Annotated in this window: 28 protein-coding genes and 1 tRNA gene; 14 read left to right on the top strand and 15 right to left on the bottom strand. The window is 71.1% G+C overall.

What is annotated here, in order from left to right; all coding sequences use genetic code 11:
- Nucleotides 1-76: 76 nt before the first annotated feature.
- Together HZS54_RS00250 and HZS54_RS00245 are read left to right on the top strand one after the other, a co-directional pair.
- A complete protein-coding gene (locus tag HZS54_RS00250) occupies nt 77-448 on the top strand; it encodes a DUF7857 domain-containing protein (RefSeq protein ID WP_179919982.1) in 372 nt (123 codons plus the stop codon).
- Nucleotides 445-1143: a MinD/ParA family ATP-binding protein gene (locus HZS54_RS00245; RefSeq protein ID WP_179919981.1), complete on the top strand. Its 699-nt coding sequence runs from the start codon at nt 445-447 to the stop codon at nt 1141-1143. The genes HZS54_RS00250 and HZS54_RS00245 overlap by 4 nt, the downstream gene beginning before the upstream one ends.
- A 59-nt stretch (nt 1144-1202) precedes the next feature.
- Here HZS54_RS00245 and HZS54_RS00240 read toward each other — a convergent pair whose 3' ends face one another.
- Nucleotides 1203-2882, bottom strand: a complete 1680-nt coding sequence (locus tag HZS54_RS00240; RefSeq protein WP_179919980.1) for a DUF7125 family protein — start codon at nt 2880-2882, stop codon at nt 1203-1205.
- Nucleotides 2883-3050: 168 nt separating this feature from the next.
- Entirely contained in the window at nt 3051-3935 is an 885-nt protein-coding gene (locus HZS54_RS00235) for a transcription initiation factor IIB (RefSeq protein WP_179922896.1), read from the bottom strand.
- A gap of 385 nt (nt 3936-4320) precedes the next feature.
- Here HZS54_RS00235 and HZS54_RS00230 point away from each other — a divergent pair, with 385 nt between their 5' ends.
- Nucleotides 4321-5055, top strand: coding sequence for a DUF1028 domain-containing protein (locus HZS54_RS00230; RefSeq protein WP_179919979.1), 735 nt, complete (start codon nt 4321-4323; stop codon nt 5053-5055).
- 34 nt (nt 5056-5089) lie between these two features.
- Here HZS54_RS00230 and HZS54_RS00225 read toward each other — a convergent pair whose 3' ends face one another.
- From HZS54_RS00225 to HZS54_RS00205, 5 genes are all read right to left on the bottom strand, one after another.
- Nucleotides 5090-5584: an RNA-binding protein gene (locus HZS54_RS00225; RefSeq protein ID WP_179919978.1), complete on the bottom strand. Its 495-nt coding sequence runs from the start codon at nt 5582-5584 to the stop codon at nt 5090-5092.
- 73 nt (nt 5585-5657) lie between these two features.
- Nucleotides 5658-5954, bottom strand: a complete 297-nt coding sequence (locus HZS54_RS00220) for a DUF8028 family protein (protein ID WP_179919977.1) — start codon at nt 5952-5954, stop codon at nt 5658-5660.
- Between the two features lie 102 nt (nt 5955-6056).
- Complete coding sequence (locus HZS54_RS00215) at nt 6057-6332, bottom strand: DUF6684 family protein (RefSeq protein WP_179919976.1); 276 nt, start codon at nt 6330-6332, stop codon at nt 6057-6059.
- A 159-nt stretch (nt 6333-6491) separates the two neighbouring features.
- On the bottom strand, nt 6492-7088 hold the full coding sequence (locus HZS54_RS00210; RefSeq protein ID WP_179919975.1) for a response regulator: 597 nt from the start codon (nt 7086-7088) through the stop codon (nt 6492-6494).
- Between the two features lie 22 nt (nt 7089-7110).
- Nucleotides 7111-7713, bottom strand: coding sequence for a DUF7504 family protein (locus HZS54_RS00205; RefSeq protein WP_179919974.1), 603 nt, complete (start codon nt 7711-7713; stop codon nt 7111-7113).
- A 287-nt stretch (nt 7714-8000) separates the two neighbouring features.
- Here HZS54_RS00205 and HZS54_RS00200 point away from each other — a divergent pair.
- Both HZS54_RS00200 and HZS54_RS00195 read left to right on the top strand, forming a co-directional pair.
- Nucleotides 8001-8073, top strand: a tRNA-Asp gene (locus tag HZS54_RS00200).
- A gap of 407 nt (nt 8074-8480) precedes the next feature.
- A complete protein-coding gene (locus HZS54_RS00195; protein WP_179919973.1) occupies nt 8481-9059 on the top strand; it encodes a DUF7090 family protein in 579 nt (192 codons plus the stop codon).
- 55 nt (nt 9060-9114) lie between these two features.
- Here the strand turns inward: HZS54_RS00195 and HZS54_RS00190 are convergent, their stop codons facing one another.
- Nucleotides 9115-10374 carry a PQQ-binding-like beta-propeller repeat protein gene (locus tag HZS54_RS00190; protein WP_179919972.1) on the bottom strand — a complete coding sequence of 420 codons (1260 nt, stop codon included), beginning with the start codon at nt 10372-10374 and terminating at the stop codon, nt 9115-9117.
- Between the two features lie 49 nt (nt 10375-10423).
- Nucleotides 10424-11872, bottom strand: coding sequence for an aryl-sulfate sulfotransferase (locus tag HZS54_RS00185; RefSeq protein WP_179919971.1), 1449 nt, complete (start codon nt 11870-11872; stop codon nt 10424-10426).
- A gap of 325 nt (nt 11873-12197) precedes the next feature.
- On the opposite strand from HZS54_RS00185, the gene HZS54_RS26610 reads away from it, so the two are divergent.
- Nucleotides 12198-12356, top strand: a complete 159-nt coding sequence (locus HZS54_RS26610) for a DUF7563 family protein (RefSeq protein ID WP_006883194.1) — start codon at nt 12198-12200, stop codon at nt 12354-12356.
- A gap of 201 nt (nt 12357-12557) precedes the next feature.
- Here HZS54_RS26610 and glmM read toward each other — a convergent pair whose 3' ends face one another.
- Both glmM and HZS54_RS26395 read right to left on the bottom strand, forming a co-directional pair.
- Nucleotides 12558-13871 (bottom strand): phosphoglucosamine mutase, encoded by a 1314-nt coding sequence (glmM, locus tag HZS54_RS00180; RefSeq protein WP_179919970.1) that lies wholly within the window; start codon nt 13869-13871, stop codon nt 12558-12560.
- A 148-nt stretch (nt 13872-14019) separates the two neighbouring features.
- Nucleotides 14020-14148 (bottom strand): hypothetical protein, encoded by a 129-nt coding sequence (locus HZS54_RS26395; RefSeq protein ID WP_006883196.1) that lies wholly within the window; start codon nt 14146-14148, stop codon nt 14020-14022.
- Nucleotides 14149-14392: 244 nt separating this feature from the next.
- On the opposite strand from HZS54_RS26395, the gene HZS54_RS00175 reads away from it, so the two are divergent.
- The gene (locus tag HZS54_RS00175; RefSeq protein WP_179919969.1) at nt 14393-14569 is read left to right on the top strand and encodes a DUF7501 family protein; all 177 of its coding nucleotides are present in this window, start codon (nt 14393-14395) and stop codon (nt 14567-14569) included.
- A 109-nt stretch (nt 14570-14678) separates the two neighbouring features.
- Nucleotides 14679-15359, top strand: coding sequence for a ribose-5-phosphate isomerase RpiA (gene rpiA / locus HZS54_RS00170; RefSeq protein WP_179919968.1), 681 nt, complete (start codon nt 14679-14681; stop codon nt 15357-15359).
- Between the two features lie 36 nt (nt 15360-15395).
- On the opposite strand, the gene HZS54_RS00165 is transcribed toward rpiA, so the two are convergent.
- Nucleotides 15396-15563: a DUF1931 family protein gene (locus HZS54_RS00165; protein WP_006883199.1), complete on the bottom strand. Its 168-nt coding sequence runs from the start codon at nt 15561-15563 to the stop codon at nt 15396-15398.
- Between the two features lie 297 nt (nt 15564-15860).
- Here HZS54_RS00165 and larB point away from each other — a divergent pair, with 297 nt between their 5' ends.
- From larB to HZS54_RS00145, 4 genes are all read left to right on the top strand, one after another.
- On the top strand, nt 15861-16631 hold the full coding sequence (gene larB / locus HZS54_RS00160; protein ID WP_179919967.1) for a nickel pincer cofactor biosynthesis protein LarB: 771 nt from the start codon (nt 15861-15863) through the stop codon (nt 16629-16631).
- 124 nt (nt 16632-16755) lie between these two features.
- Nucleotides 16756-16905: a DUF7563 family protein gene (locus tag HZS54_RS00155; protein ID WP_006883201.1), complete on the top strand. Its 150-nt coding sequence runs from the start codon at nt 16756-16758 to the stop codon at nt 16903-16905.
- Nucleotides 16906-16920: 15 nt separating this feature from the next.
- The gene (locus HZS54_RS00150; RefSeq protein ID WP_179919966.1) at nt 16921-17244 is read left to right on the top strand and encodes a GIY-YIG nuclease family protein; all 324 of its coding nucleotides are present in this window, start codon (nt 16921-16923) and stop codon (nt 17242-17244) included.
- Between the two features lie 117 nt (nt 17245-17361).
- Entirely contained in the window at nt 17362-18801 is a 1440-nt protein-coding gene (locus tag HZS54_RS00145) for a phosphoglucomutase/phosphomannomutase family protein (protein WP_179919965.1), read from the top strand.
- Between the two features lie 12 nt (nt 18802-18813).
- Here HZS54_RS00145 and HZS54_RS00140 read toward each other — a convergent pair whose 3' ends face one another.
- Together HZS54_RS00140 and HZS54_RS00135 are read right to left on the bottom strand one after the other, a co-directional pair.
- Nucleotides 18814-19257, bottom strand: a complete 444-nt coding sequence (locus tag HZS54_RS00140; RefSeq protein WP_343063086.1) for a GNAT family N-acetyltransferase — start codon at nt 19255-19257, stop codon at nt 18814-18816.
- Between the two features lie 26 nt (nt 19258-19283).
- Nucleotides 19284-19778 carry a redoxin domain-containing protein gene (locus HZS54_RS00135; protein WP_179919964.1) on the bottom strand — a complete coding sequence of 165 codons (495 nt, stop codon included), beginning with the start codon at nt 19776-19778 and terminating at the stop codon, nt 19284-19286.
- A 331-nt stretch (nt 19779-20109) separates the two neighbouring features.
- On the opposite strand from HZS54_RS00135, the gene HZS54_RS00130 reads away from it, so the two are divergent.
- Both HZS54_RS00130 and HZS54_RS00125 read left to right on the top strand, forming a co-directional pair.
- A complete protein-coding gene (locus HZS54_RS00130) occupies nt 20110-20880 on the top strand; it encodes a helix-turn-helix domain-containing protein (protein ID WP_179919963.1) in 771 nt (256 codons plus the stop codon).
- A gap of 59 nt (nt 20881-20939) precedes the next feature.
- The gene (locus HZS54_RS00125; protein WP_179919962.1) at nt 20940-21302 is read left to right on the top strand and encodes a DUF7344 domain-containing protein; all 363 of its coding nucleotides are present in this window, start codon (nt 20940-20942) and stop codon (nt 21300-21302) included.
- 11 nt (nt 21303-21313) lie between these two features.
- On the opposite strand, the gene samp2 is transcribed toward HZS54_RS00125, so the two are convergent.
- Entirely contained in the window at nt 21314-21514 is a 201-nt protein-coding gene (gene samp2, locus HZS54_RS00120) for a ubiquitin-like small modifier protein SAMP2 (protein ID WP_179919961.1), read from the bottom strand.
- Between the last annotated feature and the right edge of the window lie 27 nt (nt 21515-21541).

Here is a 21541-nt window from a genome sequence, read left to right as displayed (position 1 = left end):
CGTTGAGACGCGTCACCGCCCGACTTCGCGGCCGCTCGTGTTGAACTTTATACGGGAACGGGCGACCAAAGACGGTATGCAGGAAGCGGAGGCGCTCGGAGAGACGGTCGAGCGAAACGGGGTGACGTTCGTCACGGCGACCGTGTCCCACGACCGGGGGACGGCGCAGGTCGTCCGGCTGGAAAACCGGCTGGACGGGCCGGTGTGGCCGCCGCGGGTCGGCGACCAGACGGCGCCGGCGTGGACCGACGGGACGTGGGAGGCCCGCGTCGGCCCCGACCAGGCGCTGGGGGTCGGCTACGCGACGCCGGCGCCGCCGCTTGAGGACGGCGCGCCGCTGTCGGTCGTCTCGGTGACTCGCGCGGGCGGGACCGACGGCGCCGACCCCGAGGCGGTGCTCGCGTCGCTCGACGACTGGTCGCCGCCGAGCGACGCGCTGGACCGATGATCCTCGCGGTCTGCGGCGGGAAGGGCGGTGTCGGCAAGTCCACCGTCTCGCTGAACCTCGCCCGCGAACTCGGCGCGGTCGCTGTCGACGCCGACCTGGCGACGCCGGACCTGCCCCGCGGGCGCGGCCCCGACCTCCACGACGTGCTCGCCGGGCGCGCGGCGCCGCTGGAGGCCGTCGAAGCGGTCGACGAGATCGACCTGCTCCCCTGCGGCCGGACGCTGGCCGGGGCGCGAGCGGCGGACCTGACGGAGCTCCCGAAGACCCTGGAGCTGGTCGACCGCCAGTTCGGTCGCGTGGTCGTCGACTGCCCCGCGGGGCTGGCCCGCGACGTGGGCTACCAGATCCACGGCGCCGACGCGGTCGTCCTCGTGACGACGCCCGACCGGCCGGCGCTGCTCAACGCCTTCCGCACCCGCCACCTCGCCGGCGAGCTCGACACGCCGGTCGCGAGCGTCGTCGTCAACAGGGCGACCGCCGACGAGGACCGCGAGATCGCCGCCCGCGCCGAGGACGAACTCGGCGCGCCGACGACGCTCGTGCCGCGACGCGAGCCGCTGGCCGAGTCGTTCCAGGCGGGGACGCCGCTGCGCGACCACGACCCCGACTGCGGCGCGCTGACCGCCTTCGAGACCCTGACCGAGCGCATCGAGGAGAGCGAGCGACAGATCGCCGAGGACGCCGAACCCGTCTGAGCCGCGACCCCTGACGGCCGCTCCGGAGACGACCCTCGCCGAAGCGCAACCGGTCGCGCTCAGTCGTCGTCGGCCCCGTCCGCGTCGAGCGCGGCCCGCCGGTCGACCGACGGCCCGTCGCCGTCCGGTCGGCGACCGACGCCGCGGTCGCCCCGACCACCGCGGCCGGCGTCGCCGGCGGACGCACCGCCGGACTCGCCGGTGACGAGCGCCTCGGCGGGCGCTTCCCGACCGCCGGCGCCGCGGAACTTCCGCACGGTGACGGGGTCCGCGCCCGCGCCGGTCGACTCCACGTCGAACACCGCGTCGGCGACGTGTTCGGTCGTCGCGCGGTTCTCGGGCGTGTCCGGGCGCCGCAGACAGTGCAGGACGGCGACGCTGTTCGTCTCCAGCATCCGCGCCTTGAGGTCGTTGAGGAACTCGCGGTAGGCGTCGCGGTCGGCGCGTTCGAGCGGGGCCGTCGCGTCGACGACGACGTTCGACCCGTCGGGCAGCTCGCCGACCAGCCGCTCGGTCTCGGCGACGGCGTCGTCGGTCAGGTACCGGACGGTCGGGCTGCCGACGGGGACCGCCGTCGCGTCGAGGGCGTCGCGGACCGCGCGCTCGCCGCGCTCGGTCGAGACGTACAGCGTCCCGCGGTCGGCGGTCAGCCCGTACAGCAACTGCTCGGACTGGCTCGCGGGGTCAGCCTCGACGACCGCGACGCTCCCCGGCGCCAGCCCGCTCAGATCCGCCCGTCGGGTGGTCAGCCCGGCGGAGCCGTCCGGCGCGTCGCCGGCGCCCGACCCCGATCCGGCCCCTTCGGCGGTCGCTCCGGTCCCCTCGACGGTCCCGCCGGTCCCGTCGGCAGCCACTCCCGTCGCGGCGTCCGGCCCGTCCCGCGCCGGCGGGCTCGCGTCTCCGTCGCCACTGGTGCCGTCGACCGTTCGATCGGGCTCGTCCACTCGCTGGCCGTCCTCGCCGACCTCGCGGCCGTCCGTCGGCGAGGGCTCCGCCGCCGGCCGGTCCGGTCGGCCCTCGCCGTCGTCCGCTCGGGTCCCGTCGTGTCGGTCCGCCGCGGCGTCACCGCGCTGGGTGTCGTCCGGTCCGCCGGGCTCGGCGGGCGCGACGGCGGTCATGGCCGCGAGTTCGTCCGCGGCGCGCTCGTACTCGGCGCGGGCCTCGTCGTCGGCCAGCGGCGACGACGACTCGGGGACGACCGCGAGGACCGGCACCTCGAAGCGGGCGTGGAACGCCTCGGGGACGGCCGAACAGTGGGTGAACACCGCGCCGGCGACGGGCACGTCGAGCCGGCGCGCGATGTCGATGGTCGTCCCGGCGGCGTCGAGGCTCTGGTCGCTGCCGGTCGTGACGACGACGACGCCGTCGGCGACCGCGAGCGCCTCGACCACGTCCGGGCCGGCCCCCGAGGGGCAGTCCAGCAGGACCTCGGTCGCGCCGGCGTCGAGCCACTCCAGCGCGGCGTCGAGTTCGACGTTCTCCGTCGGCTTCTGTCCCGGGAGCACGTGGGCGCCGTCGGACTCGGGCACCGCCTGCGCGAGGGCGTGCCAGCCGGTCTGGCGGTCCAGCCCGGCGACGGTCGGTTCGCGCTCGACGCCCGCCACGACGTGCAGGTCCGGCAGCTGGCGGTCAGCGTCGACGGCCAGCGTCTGGACGCCCGAGCGGGCAAAGGCCGCCGCGAGCCCGAGCGTCGTCGTCGTCTTGCCACAGCCTCCTTTCGCGCCCGCGATCGCTATCATGCCCCTAGTGGTCGCGTCTTCCGTTTTGAATGTACACACGGCCTCCCCGCCCCGCGACGGTGGCGGTCGGCGGTCCGACGGCCGAACGTCGAGCACCGAGAACCGAGACGGGGAGACCCGAGACGGCGGGCTCGCGGGTCGCGGATCGGCGGCGACCGTCGAGTGCGCCTACGCCAGGTCGTCGAGGTCGCCGACGGTCGAGCCGATGGTCATCCGCGACACGTCGGCCAGCTCGGCGGCCTCGGTCTGTTTGACGTCGACGCCGGCCTCGGTGGCGGCCTTGTAGAGACAGGCCGCGGCGACGCCGCTGGGATTTTTCCCGCCCATCCGGCCCGATTCGACGAGCACGACGGCGTACTCGCGAGCCTGCCGCTCGACGTCGGTGTCCACGTCGAGATCGGAGGCGTACCGCGGCAGGTACTCCGTCGGACTGACCGGTCCGACCGGGAGGCCGAGTTCGCGGTTGAGCGCGTCGTAGGCCGCCTTGAGTTCGCTCCGCTCGGCGCGGGCCACGTCGACGACCTCGTCCATCGTCCGCGCGATGGACTGGGTCCGACAGGTGGCGTAGACGACCGCGGCGGCGAACCCCTCCAGCGACCGCCCGCAGAGCAACTCCTCGGACTGGGCCGAGGAGAACAGCGAACACGACTGGTCGCGCACCGACGTGGGAAGCGACATGACCGAGACCAGCCGCCTGATCTCCGTGTAGGCGTAGAGCTTGTTGCGCTCGGCCTTCGAGTCGACCCGAGCGCGGTTGTGCTGGCGGCGCATCCGCACCAGCTGTCGCTGGCGCGTGCCGGAGACCTCGGAGCCGGTCCCGTAGCCGATCTCCGTCGAGAGCCCGCGGTCGTGCCGGGACTCCGTCAGCGGCGCGCCGGTCCGGCGACGGTCGGTGTCCCCCTCGAGCGACCGCCACTCCGGCCCCCGCTCGACGGCGTCCTCCGCCGCGACCAGCCCGCAGTCCTCGCAGACCGTCTCCGTCTCGCTCTCCCGGACTCGTCCACCGCACTCCGGACACACCGAGTCGGCGTCCGCGTCCGCTCGGGCGTCGATACCACTCCGTCGGCCCTCCGTTCGTTCCCTCAAGCGTAAACCCCCGTGCAGCCACCCGAGTCGATACGGCGATACCTATTAACTGTTTATGTTTTTCGCACGTATCGTCTCGATGAAATACTGACTTTCGCGTCGAAAGTCGGGGTCAAGAACGTCCAAACCGAGCGATTCGACTGCTCGCTGTGAGCGACGAGCGGTCGAACGATTCCCCCGTTCAGGCCCGTCGCCGGCTCCGGTGGTCCCCAACGACGCCCGTATCTACCGACACCAGCCACAAAAACGTACTGGTCATTTCGATAATCTGTATACTTTTAATGCTAATTGTACTACACTTCTTTCGGCGGCCGACCCAACACTGACGGTCACAGCCTCCCACCTGCGGAGCGTGACGTTCAGCATCTGCGTTCGCGAGTCCTACACGGACGACGCGGGCGAGGAGCAGACACGGTTCGGCGTCGCGGTGACGACGCGACTGGCCGGCGTGGGGACGCTGTGTCCGTTCGCGGGCGAACACGGCGCCGTCGCCACCCAGAGCCTGGTCAACGTCGACCTGGGTCGCAAGGGAATCGAGTACCTCGCGGACGGGCTCGCCGTCGAGGACGCGCTCGAAGCGTTGCTCAACGCCGACGACGGGCGGCCGCAGCGCCAGCTCCACGGCGTCGGGTCGGACGGCGAGTTCGCCTTCTCCGGCGAGGAGTGTCGCCCCTGGTACGGCGACCGCGTCGGCGACAACTACACGGTCGCCGGAAACCTGCTGACCGGCGGAGACGTGGTCGAAGCGGTCGCGGAGACGTACGAGGCGAGCGCCGCCGCAGACCCCGACGACCCCGAGTCCGACCCCGGGGTGCCCCTGGCCGAGCGGTTGGTCGGCGCGCTCGCGGCCGGCCACGAACTCGGCGGTGACAAGCGCGAGGACCTCCACGTCCAGAGCGCGGCGCTGCTGGTCCGTTCGACCGAGGACCGCGAGATGACGCCCTACTACGACGACCTGCGCGTCGACGCGACCGAGACCCCTATCGAGGACCTGCGCGAGACCTACGAACTCGCCGTCGAGGGCTACGAGATGGCGATGGACCGCTACGAGGACGAGTACGCCGACGACGAGGGTGCCGGCGAGTGACGCACGGATCCGGAGCGGACGGGACCGCCCGGACTCAGACGGTGAACTCGAACAGGTCGTCGCCCACGTGGTGGATCGACTCGACGACCTTCCCGGAGTCGCCGACCATGTCGGCGCCGTCGGTCTTCGCGCGGCCGACGGCGAGGAACTTGCCGTGGCTCTCCTCGCTGATCGCCACGAGGTCGCCGCTCTCGATGGAGTCGTCGGCGGAGACGATGCCGGGGCGCATCACGTCGGCGCCGTCGGAGACGAACGAGACGGCGCCGGCGTCGACGGTGACGACGTTGCGCTGGGGCGGGAAGGCGTTGGCCCCCTGGACGGTGAGGAACGGTTCGTCCTCGCCGTCCGCGTCTTGGACGTAGAGGACGAGCGGGTCGCCGTCGACGAGGACGACGTTCCAGTCGCTGTCCTCGAACTCGACTTTCTCGTAGCTGTCGGCGTCGATCTCGACGCCGAGGGTGGCCGCGACGGCGTCCTCGATGTCGGCGATCGCGTCCGCGCGGAGGTGGTGGCGCGACTTCACGTCCATACCTCGACGTGGGCCGGGTGGCGGGATAAATCGACCGCTCCGCGACGCCGCTCTCGCCCGGGGACGACCCGGGCTACGAGTCGGTCGGACGGTCGCGACGGTCGCGGTGGTCGTCCGCGGCGTCCAGTCGGGTCCGTTCGCGGCGTCCGCCGTCGGGGCTGTGGCGTCGGCCGACGAGCAGGGCCGCGGCGTGGACCGTCCAGAAGGCGAGGAGGGCGGGAGCGGTCTCGGCGGTGACGCCGTAGACCGCGAGGAGCGGCAGGTGGATACAGGGGAGGGCGATGCCGACCCAGAAGGCCAGGCGCTCGCCGATAGCGGCGGCGTCGGCGGCCAGGCGGCGGAGGGCGGGGGTAGCGGGCGGTGCGCTCATCCGTACTCACCCTTCGACGGCCGACACCCAAAAGTCGGCGAACGCTCAAACCGGGATTTGAGTCTCCGTGCGAACGGTCGACGACCGGGCGACCGCGGCCGCTCAGCCATCGGTGACCTCCGTCTCGGCGTCGGCCTCTTCCCCCGAGGGACCGGCGCGTTCGTCGCGCTGGATGACGCGGCCGCTGACGTAGGTCAGGGCCGTCAGGAGGACCAGCGGGACGACCGTGAGTACGTGCGCCCAGAAGACGAACCACAGGTCCCAGCCCCACGGGTTGTAGACCCAGAACATGATGTCGAGGACGGCCAGGATCCCGATGGGGATGAAGTTGACAGTCAGATCGAGCCACGTCTCCTCTGTGAGTTGTAGGACGCTCATGGGTCGACCGGCGCTGGTCGCGCCGTACCTGCGGTAGGCGCGGACGGCGCATAGCGGCCGGGCTTGCGATGGAAGGGACGGTGCAGTGGCTCAGCGGGGTCGGGGACGACCCGGAGTACGGGTCCGTCGGGAGCCGGACGCGACGCGGAGACGGGCGAGTCAGGGGTCGGCGTCGAGTTCGCGGAGCGCGGTGTCGTAGGCCTCGGGGCCGTCGAGCGAGCGGAAGACGTCGTCGAGGGAGTCGTCGAGTTCGGCGAGTCGCCGGTCCAGGCGATCGCGCTTCTCGTCGCTCGCGTCGGCGCGTTCGCGGGCGACCCGGTAGAACGCTTCGAGGGTCGTCCGGTAGGTCGCCCGCCGGCTGAGCTGCTCGACGGTCTCCGTGAGGTGGTCGTCGTCGACGGGTTTGACGAGGTGATCGTCGAACGCCGTCGACTCGACGTCGAGGGGTTCGTCGGTCAGCGCGGCGACCTGACAGTCGGCGTCGTCGGTCCGGACCCGGTCGACGACCCGCTGGGCCGACAGCCCCGGGATCGACGGGTCGAGCAGGGCGACGCTCACGTCGGGATCGAGACTCGCCAGCGCGTCGGCGCTGTCGTAGGCCGACCGGACGGTGAACCGTTCCCTGAGCACGGCGGCCAGCTCGTCGGTGACGGTCGGGTCGCGGTCGGCGACGAGGACTACTCGCCTCTGGAGACCACTGTCGCGCGAACGGTCCCGGCTCGCGGACTCGGAGTCGGCCGTTTCGTCTGGATTCATCGATTCTCCCTGGGTGAGCCGGTCACTCGCCGGCGACATTGGCCGTCCGGAGGTCGACGACGCTGTCGAACAGCACTTCGAACGTCTCGACCGTCTCGGGGTCGTGAACGTCCGGGTTCATGTGGTAGTGAGCCACCGCACCGGCGCGCTCGACCGTACTCGTCAGCACTTCGAGGAACTTGAACACGGCTCGCTCGTCGGCGCGCTGGAGCAGGTCCGACACCGAGTGGACGCAGACGGTCGTCTCGCCTTCCGAGGCGAGGTCCGCGAGGTGACGGTCGATCACGTCGCCCAGCTCGACCAGGTCGGTCTCCGAACCGACCGACTCGACGAGCGTGTTGGGCGCGCCGTCGGCCCCCGCTGCGGTCGCCGCCGTCGACCGGGCGGCCGCCTCCACGTCGACGACTGTCGCGTTCTCGGGACGCCCGTCCTCGTGGTCGGTCCAGACGTCGAGCCGCTCGGCAGGCGACTCCATGCAGGTGACCAGCAGCGCGCGCTCGCGTTCGCCGGGCCCGTGCAGCAGCTCCCTGCACACCCCGTCCTCGTGGCCGCCGACCGACGGCGCCAACAGCAACACGTTCAACGGCGTCTCTGTACTCCCACTGTCGTCCGGATTCGTACTCATGGCGATATCCCCGGAGTTGCCATCCACGTAACTCCGCTACCTGGTCTAACTGTGTTCGGCACGCAAGTAAGTTCCGTTGGTGTTATCAGTATTGAGATGTCGTCTGTCTGTGTAGTTTCAGACAGTTGATTTTTCGTCGCCCCGGCCCCAGATATCGGTATCGTCGATTCGATATCTGGTTGATAGAATTGAGAACGGTCGCGGGCCGGTCCCGGCGTGGCTTGTCGTGACACGGAGGGTTCGTTTGGAAAGTCTTAAATTCACCTCCGGCAAACCAACGAGTGCGTGCCCGGGTGGTGTAGTGGCCCATCATACGACCCTGTCACGGTCGTGACGCGGGTTCAAATCCCGCCTCGGGCGTCTTCTCTGATTTCAACGGCGCGGAGTTTCATCTCCGCGCCACTCACGAAATCGGAGCGCGGCCGTACTGGATTCGAACCCTATCAGTCGCGCGCAGCGAGCGAGGCGAGCGAGCACGTCTGATCCCGGTTCAAATCCCGCCTCGGGCGCTTCTCTCGAACTCTCACCGCGAGCGACCAGCTTGCTGTGTCGCGAGCAACCGAGTTCGAGGAACGCCGTCCGGAATTTGAATCGGGGAAGAGCTTTGCTCTGACCGTGGTTCAGATCCCGCCTCGGGCGCCGTCGGCGAGCGGAGCGAGGCGAGAGCCCGGCAGTTCGCGGGTGGGTCGAGCGACGCCGGGGAAACCCGCGCGGAACAGATGGGGCGGAAGGCCACGCTTAAGGCGATTCCAGCCGCTCCCCTGTACATGGATTACCAGCTCGCCATCGAGAACACGCCGGACACGGTGCCCGGTGGGACGGGCGTCCTCCTCCTCCATCCGAGCACGGGTGAGACGGACCGGATCGACACGGAGTTTCTCAGTACCGACACCGACGAGATGCTGGTCATCTCGACGCGGACGACCGCTCGGGAAGTGCGCCAGAAGCTCGAACACTACGAGGTCGACGAGGAGCGCGCGACGATCCTCGACGCGCTGTCGGTCGAGCGGGGCTACACCCGCCGCCAGTCCGAGAACGTCAAGTACGTCTCCGCACCCGACGACCTGGAGGGGATCGTCGACGAGACGCGCGTGTTCCTCGAATCGACCGAGGGCAAGCGCCGGGTCAGTCTCGACTCGGTGACGGAGATGGTGTACTACTCCGACGCCGAGCGGGCCGCCGAGGCCGTCGACGCCATCCTCGAACTGCTCGACGAACACGACGCGGTCGGGCTGTTCCACCTGGCGAAGGGGGTCCACGACGACGACGAACTGGAGGACTTCCGCGCGCGGTTCGACGGCGTCGTCGACCTCTCCGAGGACGGCTCGGTCGTCGCGGAGTTCTGAGACGGCCGCGCTCGAACGCGGGCTCTCTCCCCGCCGTCACGGCGGGGCGAGCCGCTCAGCCGAAACAGTGGAGCGTCCCGCGTTCGGTCCCGACGAAGAAGCGCCCGGCCGCGACGGCGCCGCCGGTCGGCCTCGCGTTGCGGTCGTAGCGCCACCGCTCGCGGCCGTCCTCGGTCGCGAACGCCGCGAACGCCCACGTGTCGGCGTCGAGGCGTCGACCGCCGGTGAAGACCGTCTCCCCGGCGACCGCGAGGACGTTCGACCCCCCGACGGGCGCGGTCCAGCGGCGGTCGCCCGCGTCGGTCCCGAACGCGAACACTCGCTCGGTGCTCCCGGCGAAGACGGTGTCCTCGGTGACCGCGACCGATTCGGCGTCCCGGATCTCCTCGTCCCGCGCGTCCCACTCGAGTTCGCCGCTGTCCGCGTCCAGCGAAGCGAGTCCCTCCCTGTTCACCACGTAGACGCTCCCGTCGCGGACCGCGAGGTCGGCGACCGGCGCGTCGGCCGGATACACCCACTCCACCGCCCCCGCGTTCGGGTCGAAGGCGAGTACCCAGCCGAGGTTCGGGTAGTCGGTGTCCGATCCCTTCACACCCACGTACGCGCGACCGTCGGCCACTGCCACGCGGACGACCTCGATACTCGAGCCCGAGAGCGTGAGTCGTACGCCGAGGTCGCCCGACCGGGCGTCGATCGCGAGTGCGGTCGCGTCGAACCCGCGACCGGCGAAGACGGTGTCGCCCGCGACCACCGGCGAGGCCGACACGGCCTCGGGGAGCTCGTGGCGCCACCGGCGGCCACCGTCCGAGAGCGATACCCCGTCGAGGTACTCGCCGGTCTCGAGGTACCCCCGCGGAACGACCCCCGTGTCGCCGGCGATCGCGGGCGCCGCGTGGCCGAGGTCGTCGCGCGTCACCGACCAGCGCTCCTCGCCGTCGGTGTCCACCGCGAAGAGTATCGAGTCCTGGTAGGCGGTCTGCGCGAGCACCGTTCCGTCGGCGACCACTGGCCCCCGCAACACGTGCTCTGCGGTCGTGTGGATCCACGTCCGTTCGAGCGGGAACCCCTCGGGTGCGTTCTCGGCTGGCGCCGCGCCGGTCCCGGCGGCGTCGTAGCCCGCCATCGGCCACGAACCCGGCGCCGGGCGCTCGTCGGGGTCGGCGGTCACGTCGGCCGGCCCGTCCTCGACGGTCCATTCGAGCGGCTCCGGCGTCCGCGGGCGAGAGTCGTCCGAGGGCCCGAAGTCCGTCGGGCAGCCGGCGACGAGCGCGCTCCCGAAGACGGTGAGCGCGCGGCGGCGCCCGATCTTGTTCACGGCAGACACTTTCGGCCCGTAGATAAATGCCTTCGGGGCCGTGGCGTCGTCAGTCGTCCGAGCGAGCCGATTCGCCGTCGGTCGAGGGGCGCACGCGGTCGTAGCCGGCGCGGAGGCGGCCGCCGATCCAGCGGCGGTGATACACCGCCTCGCCGCTGGCCCAGCCGAGCGTGACGACCGCGGCGCCGAGGAAGGCGACGAACGCCCAGGGGTCCATCCAGACGGGGCGGACCCAGGGGGCGATGTGCGCCCACCGCTCGGCGAACGAGTCGACCTGGCCCGAGATCGGCGTGCCGGCGAACGTGTTGCGGAGCCACGAGGCGAAGGTGGCCCGCTCGGTCGCACCGGGGGTGAGCGCGGCGCTGCCGTTCAGGCCGTAGGCGCCCGTGGCGTTCTGGTCGGAGATGGTCGGGCCGCCGGGCTCGTCGCCGAGGTGGACCCGTTCGGCCTCGTAGGTGCCCCAGGGGGCGTAGTACTCCCAGACGACCTCGCCCTCGGGGGTGACCTCCATGACGCGGTGGTTGAGCGAGTCGGTGACGAGGGTGTTCCCGTTGGGGAGCCGGTCGGCGTCGCGGGGCCAGTTGAGGTTGCCGTCGACGCCGAGGTTCCAGGTGCGATCCCAGGTGGCGTTACGTCCCTCGCCGCCCGCGTATTCGTACTCGACGACGCGGTCGTTCTCGCTGTCGGCGACGACGATGGTCGGGGTGCCGTCCTCGCTCTCGATGTAGTTGGGGTTGTGCTGTTCGTAGATGACGCTGTGGTTCCCGGGCGCGCCCAGCGACAGCTCGACCTCCTTGGTCGAGCGGTTGATGACGACGACCTCGTCCATGTTGCGCGGCGAGGCCATGTAGCGGCCCTCACCGAGTTTGTCCACGTCGTTGACGTGGGTCCAGTCGCCGGTGTAGCCGCCGCCGTCGCCGCGGTCGTAGATGCGCTCGAAGCGGTACTCCCACTCGGTCTCGCCGGTCGTGCGGTTGTAGACGAAGATGCGGTCGTCGTTGGTCCCGGTCGTCTCGTTGTAGTTGCGCATGTTGGCGATCAGCAGCTGATCGCCGTTGATCAGATCAACGTCGTGCGTGTCGTGGATGTCGAGGCGCTCGGTCCAGACGCGGCTGTTGGTCTCGGGGTCGTACTTGAAGACGGTCGTGCCGTCGGGACGGGCGCCGACGACCAGCAGGGTGCCGTCGTCCAGCGGGTCCACGTCGTAGAACCACGTCACGTCGTCCTGGGGTTCGTAGTTCCACTCGAGGTCGCCCGAGGGCCCGACGCCGACGAGGCGGGCGGGTTTCTTGGAGCTGTTCTGCCCGCGGCCCTTGAACCCCTGCACGGCGATGACCGTGGTGCCGTTGGCGGGTTCGTCGATGGCGCCCTCCTGCAGCTCGACGGGTTCGTGCGTGAGCGCGGAGACTCCCGACGGGATCAGCAGCACCGCGACGAGGGCGACTACGCAGAGACGGGCGACCAGCGGACGCGTGAGTTCGAGTGAATCCAGATCCATACGACGACCCCGGAGATGCCGTCCGGTTGTCGAGTCCCAGCCGTCTCTCGGTAATAACCGTACCGCTCTGGTGCGGTCGCGGGGGGGTCGACGGCGTCCGCTCCACGATAGATCCGACGGCGGGCCGCGACGGTGAGGCCCGTTCTCGGAGTCGGCGATATCGTTCTGTATGCGGGTAATGTGTTCTGCATGTCTCGATCGGAGATCCCGCAAGACTCGCCGCCCGGATCCGATTCTGACGCCGTCACGCCGGGATTCGGCGGGGTGTGCGTGCTACTACCAAATCACCAACCATTAAGGTCCAGTACTCGAAGGGATATACCGTATGCCGGAATGCCAGAACTGCGGTTCCTTCGTTACGGCAGACTACGCACGGGTGTTCACGCCCAACGGGGTCGAGTCGCCGCGCGTCTGTCCTCAGTGTGAGGACAAGATCCGCGACGGGGCCGACGTCCGCGAGGCGCGCTCGACCCGTCGCGGATAGGGTCCTGCATCGTCGTGAACTATCGGGGGGAGGCGGCCTGGCGGGTCGGGGGGACCCGCCCGGGACGCTGCCAGGACGCTTCTCCTGTTCCGTTTTCCGCTCAGCGACGCCACCGCGAGCGGTCGACCCGGCGGTCGGGGACCGCTTCGAGGGACGACCGGTTCGCCGGTCGGTCCGTCGGCACGTCCGGTAGCGCGGCGCTCACGCCTCGACGGCGTCGACCAGCAGGTCTCGCGCTTCGGCGAAGACGGCCTCGGCGCGGTCGGCGTCGCGAGCCTCGGCGGTGATCCGGACGAGCGGTTGCGTGCCGCTGGCCCGGAGGAGAAACCACGCGTTGCCCAGGTCGACGCGGACGCCGTCCAGCGTGGTCACGTCGTCGTACTCGGCGAGGACGCGGTCGCTGACCCGCTCCATCACGGCCTCTTTGTCCGCGGTCTCGACGGAGTCCCGACGGATCGGGTAGGTCTCGACCTCGGCGAGCCGGTCGGCCAGCGGCCGCTCGGCGGCCAGCGCGGCGACCTTGCAGGCCGCCAGCGGTCCGTCGGGACAGAGCGTCTCCGCGGGCCAGATCCAGGCGCCGCTGGGCTCGCCGCCGAAGGCGACGCCCGGTTCGCTGGCCCGCTCGGCGACGTACACGTCGCCGACCCGGGTGCGCTCGACGGACACGTCGATATCGGCGAGGTGGTCGTCGACGGCGAGGCTCGTGTCGACGGGGGCGGCGACGCGGTCGCCGGGACTCGCGGCTTCGCGGGCCAGCAGCGCGAGGGTCACGTCGCCCGAGAGGTAGGTGCCGTCGGCGGCGACGCAGCGCATCCGGTCGGCGTCGCCGTCGTGGGCGATCCCCAGGTCGGCGTCGCTCTCGGCGACGAGCGCGGCCAGCGACTCGCAGTGCTCGGCGGTCGGCTCGCTCGGGCGGCCGGGGAACGACCCGTCGGGCTGGGCGTTGAGCGTCTCTACCGCGCAACCCAGCCGCTGGAGCGCCTCGACGGTCACGCTTCCGGCGCCGTTGCCCACGTCGACGACGACCGACAGCGGTTCGGCGAGGTCGACGGCGTCGACGAGCGCGTCGACGTGGCGGTCGTCCGCGGTGTCGCGGTCGACGCGGTCGCCGAGTTCGTCCCACGGCGCGAGGTCGGCCGCGTCCCCGCGGAGCCGCTCCTCGATCTCGGCGCGCAGGTCCGCGTCGTAGGCCTGCCCGGAGGGCTGCCAGAGCTTGATACCGTTGTCGGGCGCGGGGTTGTGCGAGGCGGTGATCGCGACCCCGGCGTCGGCGTCCTCGCGGGCGACGCTCCGGCCGACCGTGGGGGTCGCGGCCAGTCCCAGGTCGACCACGTCGACGCCCGACTCGCGGAGCCCCGCGGTCAGCGCGTCCGCTAGGAGTCGCCCGCTCTCGCGCGCGTCGCGACCCACGACGACGCGGTCGGCGTCGACGCCGACGGCCCGCCCCACCGAGAGGGCGAGCGCCGCCGTCACGTCTTCCCCGACCGGTCCCCGGATGCCGCTGGTTCCGAACATACTCGACGCGTCGCAGGGTCGGACCAAAAAACTCGGCCGTCGGCGCCGTCCGATCGCCGCCGCTGTGTGTCGGTCGACGGGAAAAGGGTGGATGCCTGACAGTATCCAGTGACTCGCCGCGCGGGCGGCTGTGCCTCGTCGGTCCCGGTCAGTCGGCGCCGTGGCGCGGCGCGTGACCGCAGTCGCCGCACTCCCAGGACTGGTGTTCGAACGTGATCCGGCCGTCGCAGTCGGGACATCGATACGCCCCGACGGCTGTGTGCTGCTGCGTTGCCATTACCGGAGTACAGAATATTCTCCGGTATAAACGTTCCTATTATTCCGACTTGAGAATATAAGGTCGTAGTTCGAGTGTCCTGTGTGCCTCTATCACGGCGTTGTGAATTGTTCACGTAGATCTGGGACTCGAATCCGAGGAAATCGTTCGGTGGCTGGAATATATAAGGGTAATATGTTGACACACAGTGTACCTAGGTTGTTTGCCGACAATCTTTATATCGATCGTCCCGGTCGGTCGGGATATGGCAGCGACAGACTCCTGGCACGACCCCGAGCGGTGTCCGTTCTGTGGCGAGGCGCTCGCGTCGCCGGGCGCGGGGTTCGTCGACCACACGGCCGAGAACCCGGACTGCGAGGCGAAGTTCGAGACCTGGCGCGACCGGATCGGCGGCGACGTGCGCGGCGGCTGGAGCGGCTGACCGCGGTCGGCGGGTCCGACGCACCGGGCCTCTCCGGCCGGCGGGTCGGTCACCGGGAGACGGTCCGCGGTCGGTAGCGTTTTTGCGGGCCACGGGCGATGGGTCGGGTATGAACCAGAGCGAGCGCGAGGCGGCGAAGCGCCGCGCGGGCGAACGCGCGGCCGAAGCGGTCGAAGACGGGACGGTCGTCGGGCTCGGAAGCGGTAGCACGGCGGCCCACGCCATCCGCGCGCTCGGCCGGGAGGTCGACGCGGGGCTCGACGTCGAGGGGGTCCCCACGTCCTTCCAGGCCCGCGAGATCGCCGTCGACGCCGGGATCCCGCTGACCACGCTCGACGAGGCCGACGTGGACCTGGCGATCGACGGCGCCGACCAGATCGCCGGGGCCGACCTCGTGAAGGGCGGCGGCGGCGCCCACGCCCGCGAGAAGATCGTCGACGCCGCCGCCGGCCGCCTCCTCGTCGTCGCCGACCCCACCAAGGAGGTCGACGTGCTCGACGACCCGGTCCCGGTCGAAGTGCTGCCGGACGCCCGGACGCCCGTCGCCGACGCCGTCCGGCGACTCGGCGGCCGTCCCGATCTCAGACGGGCCGACCGCAAGAGCGGCCCCGTCGTCTCGGACAACGGCAACCTGATCCTCGACTGCGACTTCGGCGCGATGCCCGACCCCGCCGGGCTGGCGGCGGACCTGTCGGCGCTGCCGGGGGTCGTGGAGCACGGGCTGTTCGTCGACTTCGCCGACGAGGTGTACGTCGGGACAGAGACGGACGTGACCGTCTTCGAACCCTGACGCCACACCTCGAAAAAATTCGCTGTTGAGTCGACCTTACAGGTCGCGCGGCTGAACCGTCTTCCGGTCGTTGGCCTCGGCGCGTCGCTGCGCTTCGTCGAGGAGCTCCTCTACTTCCTCGTCGAGGGCGTCGTAAAAGTCGCGGGAGACGTTCATGTCTTCGAGCGCTTCCTTGACCGAGTTCTTGACAATGAGGTCTGCCATACAAGTCACGTGAACAAATGGATGGTTTATAAACTTTCCCAATTATACGCAGTCTCGCCGGCTTTGTCGGGGGTCTAAGCGCCGCTCCGGCGTGGTCGGGGCCTGCGAGCGACGGGAGTTTAAGTATCTTTTGGGAACGGCGGTGTCGGACCGCGCGGAAATCGGCCCGTTCGGGGGTGTGGGGCCGCTCGCGCGCGCTCCGGCGTGGCTGAGGGCCCGGCGTCCGCGCCGCCCGCGGAGCGGGCGGCCACGGCCGAAAAGAGGGACGGTCAAGTGGATCGAACGCGCATGGGGGGTATGCGCGAACTACTCGAAGCGGTCGCGGCGGGCGACGTTTCGCCCGCCGAGGCCGAGGCGGAACTCGCGGGCTACGCCACCGGCGACGCCGGGCGGTTCGACGCGGCCCGGGCGACCCGCAGCGGCGTCCCGGAGGCGGTGCTGGCTGCGGGCAAGACACCGGCGGAGGTCGCGGCGCTGGCCTCCACATCCGTCGAGACGACCGGCCGAGCGGTCGTGACCCGCGCCGACGAGGCCGTCGAGGACGCCGTCCGCGACGTGCTGGCCGCCGACCACCCGGAGGCGACCGTCGACGCCGACGGCCGCTCGGGCGTCGTCGTCGCGACGGTCCCCGACTTCGAGCGGCCGGACCTGGACGCCGCCGTCGGGGTCGTGACCGCCGGCACCTCCGATGCGGTCCCCGCGGGGGAGGCCGCCGCCATCGCCCGCGAGATGGGCGCGACCGTCGAGCGGGTCGACGACGTGGGCGTCGCCTCGCTCGCGCGCGTGGTGGACTCGCTCGAAGTCCTGCGCGAGCAGGATGTCCTCGTCGTCGCCGCCGGCCGCGAGGGCGCGCTCCCGACGGTGCTGGCGGGGCTGGTCGACGTGCCGATAATCGGCCTCCCGGTCTCGACGGGGTACGGCCACGCGGGCGAGGGCGAGGCCGCGCTCTCGGGGATGCTCCAGTCGTGTACCGCCCTCTCGGTCGTCAACGTCGACGCCGGCTTCACGGCGGGCGCGCAGGCCGGCCTGATCGCCCGTCGGATCGACGCCGCGCGGGCCGACCGGTGAGCCGAAGACGGTCGATATGGCGGCTCTCGCCCGGTTACACCGACGACACCAAACAGCGTTGGTACACCCGTTATATCCGGGGCGCGCCAAGGGTCTGGTACCGGTTGACAGCCGGGCCAAACGCATGCCAACGTGTAATCACTGCGGTGCGCACGTCTCCGACCAGTTCGCCCGCGTCTTCGCCGACGAGACCGGAGCGGTCCACGCCTGTCCGAGCTGCTCGGCGAACGCGGGTATCGCCGAGGTCGCGAGAGAGCGCGCCCCCGAAGCGTAGTCCCCGCATAGCCCCATGACCGAACCGCGGACCACCGATCCCGACCACTTCGTCTACCTTCTGCGGTGCGACGACGGCACCTTCTACACCGGCTACACCACCGACGTGGAGCGCCGCGTCCGCGAACACGACGAGGGCGCGGGCGCCAAGTACACCCGCGGCCGGACGCCGGTCGAACTCCTCCACGTCGAGGGCTTCGACTCGAAGTCCGCCGCGATGTCCCGGGAGTACGAGATCAAGGACGGTTCGCGGGCCGCGAAAGAGCGCGTCGTCGCCGAGGGCGGCGTGCCCGAGTTCGTCGACCTGCCGGTCGCCCTGCTGGCCGACGACGGGCGGTGAGCGGTTCCGGCGGGGTCGGCGAGCGGCGGCGACCGGGAGCGCGGCGCCCCGACGCCGGCGAGCGTGGTAGCACGCCACGCACACACCTTTTTCCGCCCGGGAGCGGTGCCTACGGGCATGAACGCTGACGCAGACGCCGACGCCATCGAGTTCGGCACCGACGGCTGGCGCGCGACGCTCGACGAGTTCACCGAGCCGCGCGTCCGCATGGTCGGCCAGGCGGTCGCGACGTACCTCCGCGAGGAGAGCGACGGTCCCCTCGGCGCCGACGACGGGGGCGCCACCGTCGCCGTCGGCTACGACGCCCGCGAGACCTCGCGAGGCTTCGCCGAGGAGCTCGCCCGCGTGCTCGCCGCCAACGGCTTCGACGTGCTCGTCCCGCCCCGTGACCTGCCGACGCCGGCCGTCGCCTGGACCGTCCGCGAGCGCGACCTCGCCGGCGGCCTGATGGTCACCGCCTCGCACAACCCGCCGGAGTACAACGGCGTGAAGTTTCTCCCCGCGGGCGGCGCGCCGGCGCTCCCCGAGGTCACCGACGCGCTCGCCGACCGCCTGGCCGAGCCCGACCCGCTCCCCGACGAGCAGTGGGGGAGCGTCGAGGAGGCCGATCTGGTGGGACCGTACACCGAGCGCGTGCTCGACGCCGTCGACGCCGACCTGTCGGGACTGTCCGTCGTCTACGACGCGATGCACGGCAGCGGCCGCGGCGTCACCGACCTCCTCCTCGAACGGGCCGGCGCCGACGTGGAACGGCTGCGCTGCGACCGGGACCCCGAGTTCGGCGGCGACTCCCCCGAGCCCACCGCCGACCACCTCGGCGACCTCGCCGACCGCGTGGCCGACTCGGGCGCCGACCTGGGCGTCGCCAACGACGGCGACGCCGACCGGATCGCCGTCGTCACGCCCGGTCGGGGCGTCCTCGACCCGAACCTCTTCTTCGCCGCGACCTACGAGGCGCTGCTCGACGGCGGACTCTGGGCCAGCGACGAGGAGACGAGCGGCGACGTGGTGCGCACGGTCTCGACCAGCAGCATCGTCGACCGCGTCGCCGAAGATCACGGCCAGTCGGTCCACGAGACCGCGGTCGGCTTCAAGTGGGTCGCGCAGGCCATGGCCGACAACGACGCCCTGATGGGCGGCGAGGAGAGCGGCGGGTTCGGCATCACGACCCACGTCCGCAACAAGGACGGCGTCGCCGTCGCCCTCCTCGCCGCCGCCGTGGCCGCCGCCGAACCGTACGACGACCGCGTCGACGCACTCCTCGAACGGCACGGCGACATCGTCCAGGACCGGGTCAGCGTCGACTGCCCCGACGAGCGCAAGGGCCCCGTCCTCGCCGATCTGGAGGGCGCCCTGCCCGACGAACTCGCCGGCTCGGCTGTCGAGGACGTGTCGACGGTGGACGGCTTCAAGGTCTTCCTCGCCGACGGCACCTGGCTGCTGATGCGCCCGAGCGGGACGGAGCCGAAACTGCGGGTCTACGCCGAGGGGAGTTCTCAGGAGCGCGTCGACGAGCTGCTCGCTGCTGGTCGCGACCTGGTCGAGCCGCTGGTCTGAGTCGGAGGTCGCTCAGCCGCCGTTCTGCCGGACTGTCCCGTCCGATACGCCCCGATAGCGGTCGCGCTCGCCGTCGATCGGTTCGATCTCGAACGCCAGCGACTCGTAGAATGGCCGCACCTTCGGATCGAACTCGGCGACCACTCGGTCGTAGCGGTCGGCGGCCGCCGCGACCAGCCCTCGACCGATCCCCTGGCCGCGGCGGCGCCGCCGGACGGCCACCGCGTCGATCTCGGCGCTGCCCGGGTCCTCACGGTCGACGAGCACGAGCGCGCCGAGGACCGTCCCGCCGTCGGATCCCACCCCGGTTTCGTCTCGAACGGCCACGAACGCGTCGCCGCACTCGACTCTCGCCCGGACGCGATCGGCGTCGGTTTCGAGTGCAGCGGCGTCGAGAACGCCGAGGATTCCGGTCACGTCGTCGACCGTCGCCGGGCGGACGGTCACGTCGCGCATCGGTCCACCCGGTGTCGCATCGCGACTCACTCCCGGACACTGTCGAGGCCTTCGAGGACGGTCGTCATCGAGGGGTGGTCCCAGGTGGACCGGCCGCGGTAGGTCCAGGCGACCTCCGGCTCGGCGCCGCGCGTGTCGACGACGGCGACCGCGGGCAGGCGTCCGAAGATCGGGAGTTCCGCGAACATCGGGAGGCGGACGGGCTGGCTGTAGTCGGCCCCGGCGGACCCCTCGGGGTCGACTAGCAGCGGATGCGGGAGGTCGAACCGCTCCTGCCAGTCCTCGGCGACCTCGCGCCCGGTCGGGAGGACGGAGACGGCGACGGCGTCGCGGGCGCGCAGGGCGGCGTAGCGGTCGCCGGCCTTCTTGGCCTGGGCGCGGCAGTCGTGGCACGCGTCGTCGTGGTGAAAGAGGAGAACGACGAACGACTCGTTTTCCGCCAGCGTCGCCAGCGAACAGGGGTCCGGCCCCGGTCCGACGTTGGGGAGTTCGAACGCCGGCGCGGGCTTCCTGGCACTCATCGCTTCCCCCGTAGACGCCCGCCCGTCAAAACGACTGCGTCCGAGGACGCCGGCTGTCGGGCCGTACCGTCGGGGTCGGCCGGGCCGTCGCGCCCTCCGCACCGACCCGTGCTACTCGCCGCCACAGTTCTTTTCCGTCTCCCCCTTCTCGTTTGATAGACGGAACAACCGCTACACGCAGTGTGTCCGGCCCCGTCGCAGAGGGCCGTTTGAACCGGATTGTACGGCATTCGCCGTGGCGCGCCGGTCGGACCGTCCCTCGTTCTCCTCGCGCGGGCGTCGCGCGGGACACCACGGAGCGCACGCGTTCCGCACCAGCGAGGCCACCAGTATGTCCACGCCCGACAGTTCGGACGACGAGCGACGGAACCGCTCTCCGACGGCCGACGAGGCCGCGGGGGACGACCAGACGATGGTCGTCTACGAGTTCGCCGTGCCGACGGGGGCGTTCGCGCTGGAACGAGCGCTGGGCGACCACCCCGACGCGGTCGTCGAACTCGAACCGATCGTCCCGCGGAGCGACAGGACCGCGCCGTATCTCTGGGTGACCGGCGGTCACTGCCCGGCGTTCAGGGAGGCCGTCGAGTCCGACCCGACCGTCGCCCGCGTCCGGCGCGTGGTCGCCTTCGACCGTGGCGCGCTCTACGAGGTCGAGTGGGACGAGGCCGACGCGGGCTTTTTCGGTATCTGCGCCGACGCCGCCGAGGACGCGGTGCTCCTCCGGGCTCGGGCGCGCGGCGACGAGTGGGTCCTGAAGTTCCGGTTCCGGTCCCGAGCCGCGCTGTCGGCGTTCCGGGACCGGTACCGCGAGGCGGGCGTCGACCCGCGCGTCGTCAGCCTCTACGACCTCACCGACCCGGAACTCGGCCAGTACGACATCACGGAGAAACAGCGCACGGCGCTGCTCCGCGCGCTCGAGATGGGCCACTTCGACATCCCGCGCGAGGCCACCCTCGAAGACGTCGCCGACTCGCTCGGCATCTCCCCGAAGGCGCTGTCCGAGCGACTCCGGCGAGGGAAGACGAACCTCCTCGGAAACACGCTGGCGGTGGGGAGCCCGGCCGGCGTCGGACTCGACGACCGCCCGGCCGTCTCGCGGTAATAAACCGTTCGGATGATGGTGGTGTGAGGATTTACGTGACAGCCGTCTATCCCGAGGTGATGTCAGACGGGGACCGCGCCACGACGGACGAGCTGTATCGATGCGTTGCCAACCAGCGCCGCCGGTCCGCGCTCGTCGGACTGCGGGACGACGAGGACGGCGCGGCGACGGTCGGCGACCTCGTGGACCACGTCCTCGACCGGGCGGACCGCTCGTCGGCGCCGGGTCGCGAATCGGTCAGGCTCGACCTCTATCACTGTCACCTCCCCATGCTGGACGACGCCGGCGTCGTCGACTTCGACCGCGAGACGGAGACGGTACGATTCGACGGGCTCCCGGACGTCGACGCGGCGAGCGACCCGCCCGCCCCGTTCCTGCCCGGAGCGGACATCTCGGGCGCGTCCGGCGGCGAGAGCGAGTGAGCGCCCGCGGGTCACCCGCCCTTGACGAGTCGCAGCACCTCTACCCGCTCGGCTTCGACGGGGGCGTCCTCGGGGACGGGGCGGCCGTCGACGAGGACGGACACCTCGTGGGCGCCGTAGGGCAGCGGGTCGAGCAGGTCGCCGTAGGTCGCGTCCGCCCCGATCTCGACTTCGTGGGTGTCTTCGCCGGCGACGGCGACGGTGACGCGCATACCGGTCGATCCGTCCGCGCGGGCTTG

Origin of the sequence: Halosimplex pelagicum (assembly GCF_013415905.1) — an archaeon.
Classification (GTDB): domain Archaea; phylum Halobacteriota; class Halobacteria; order Halobacteriales; family Haloarculaceae; genus Halosimplex; species Halosimplex pelagicum.
Note: the sequence above shows the minus strand (reverse complement) of the source record. Positions and strands in the feature narration are given on the sequence as shown.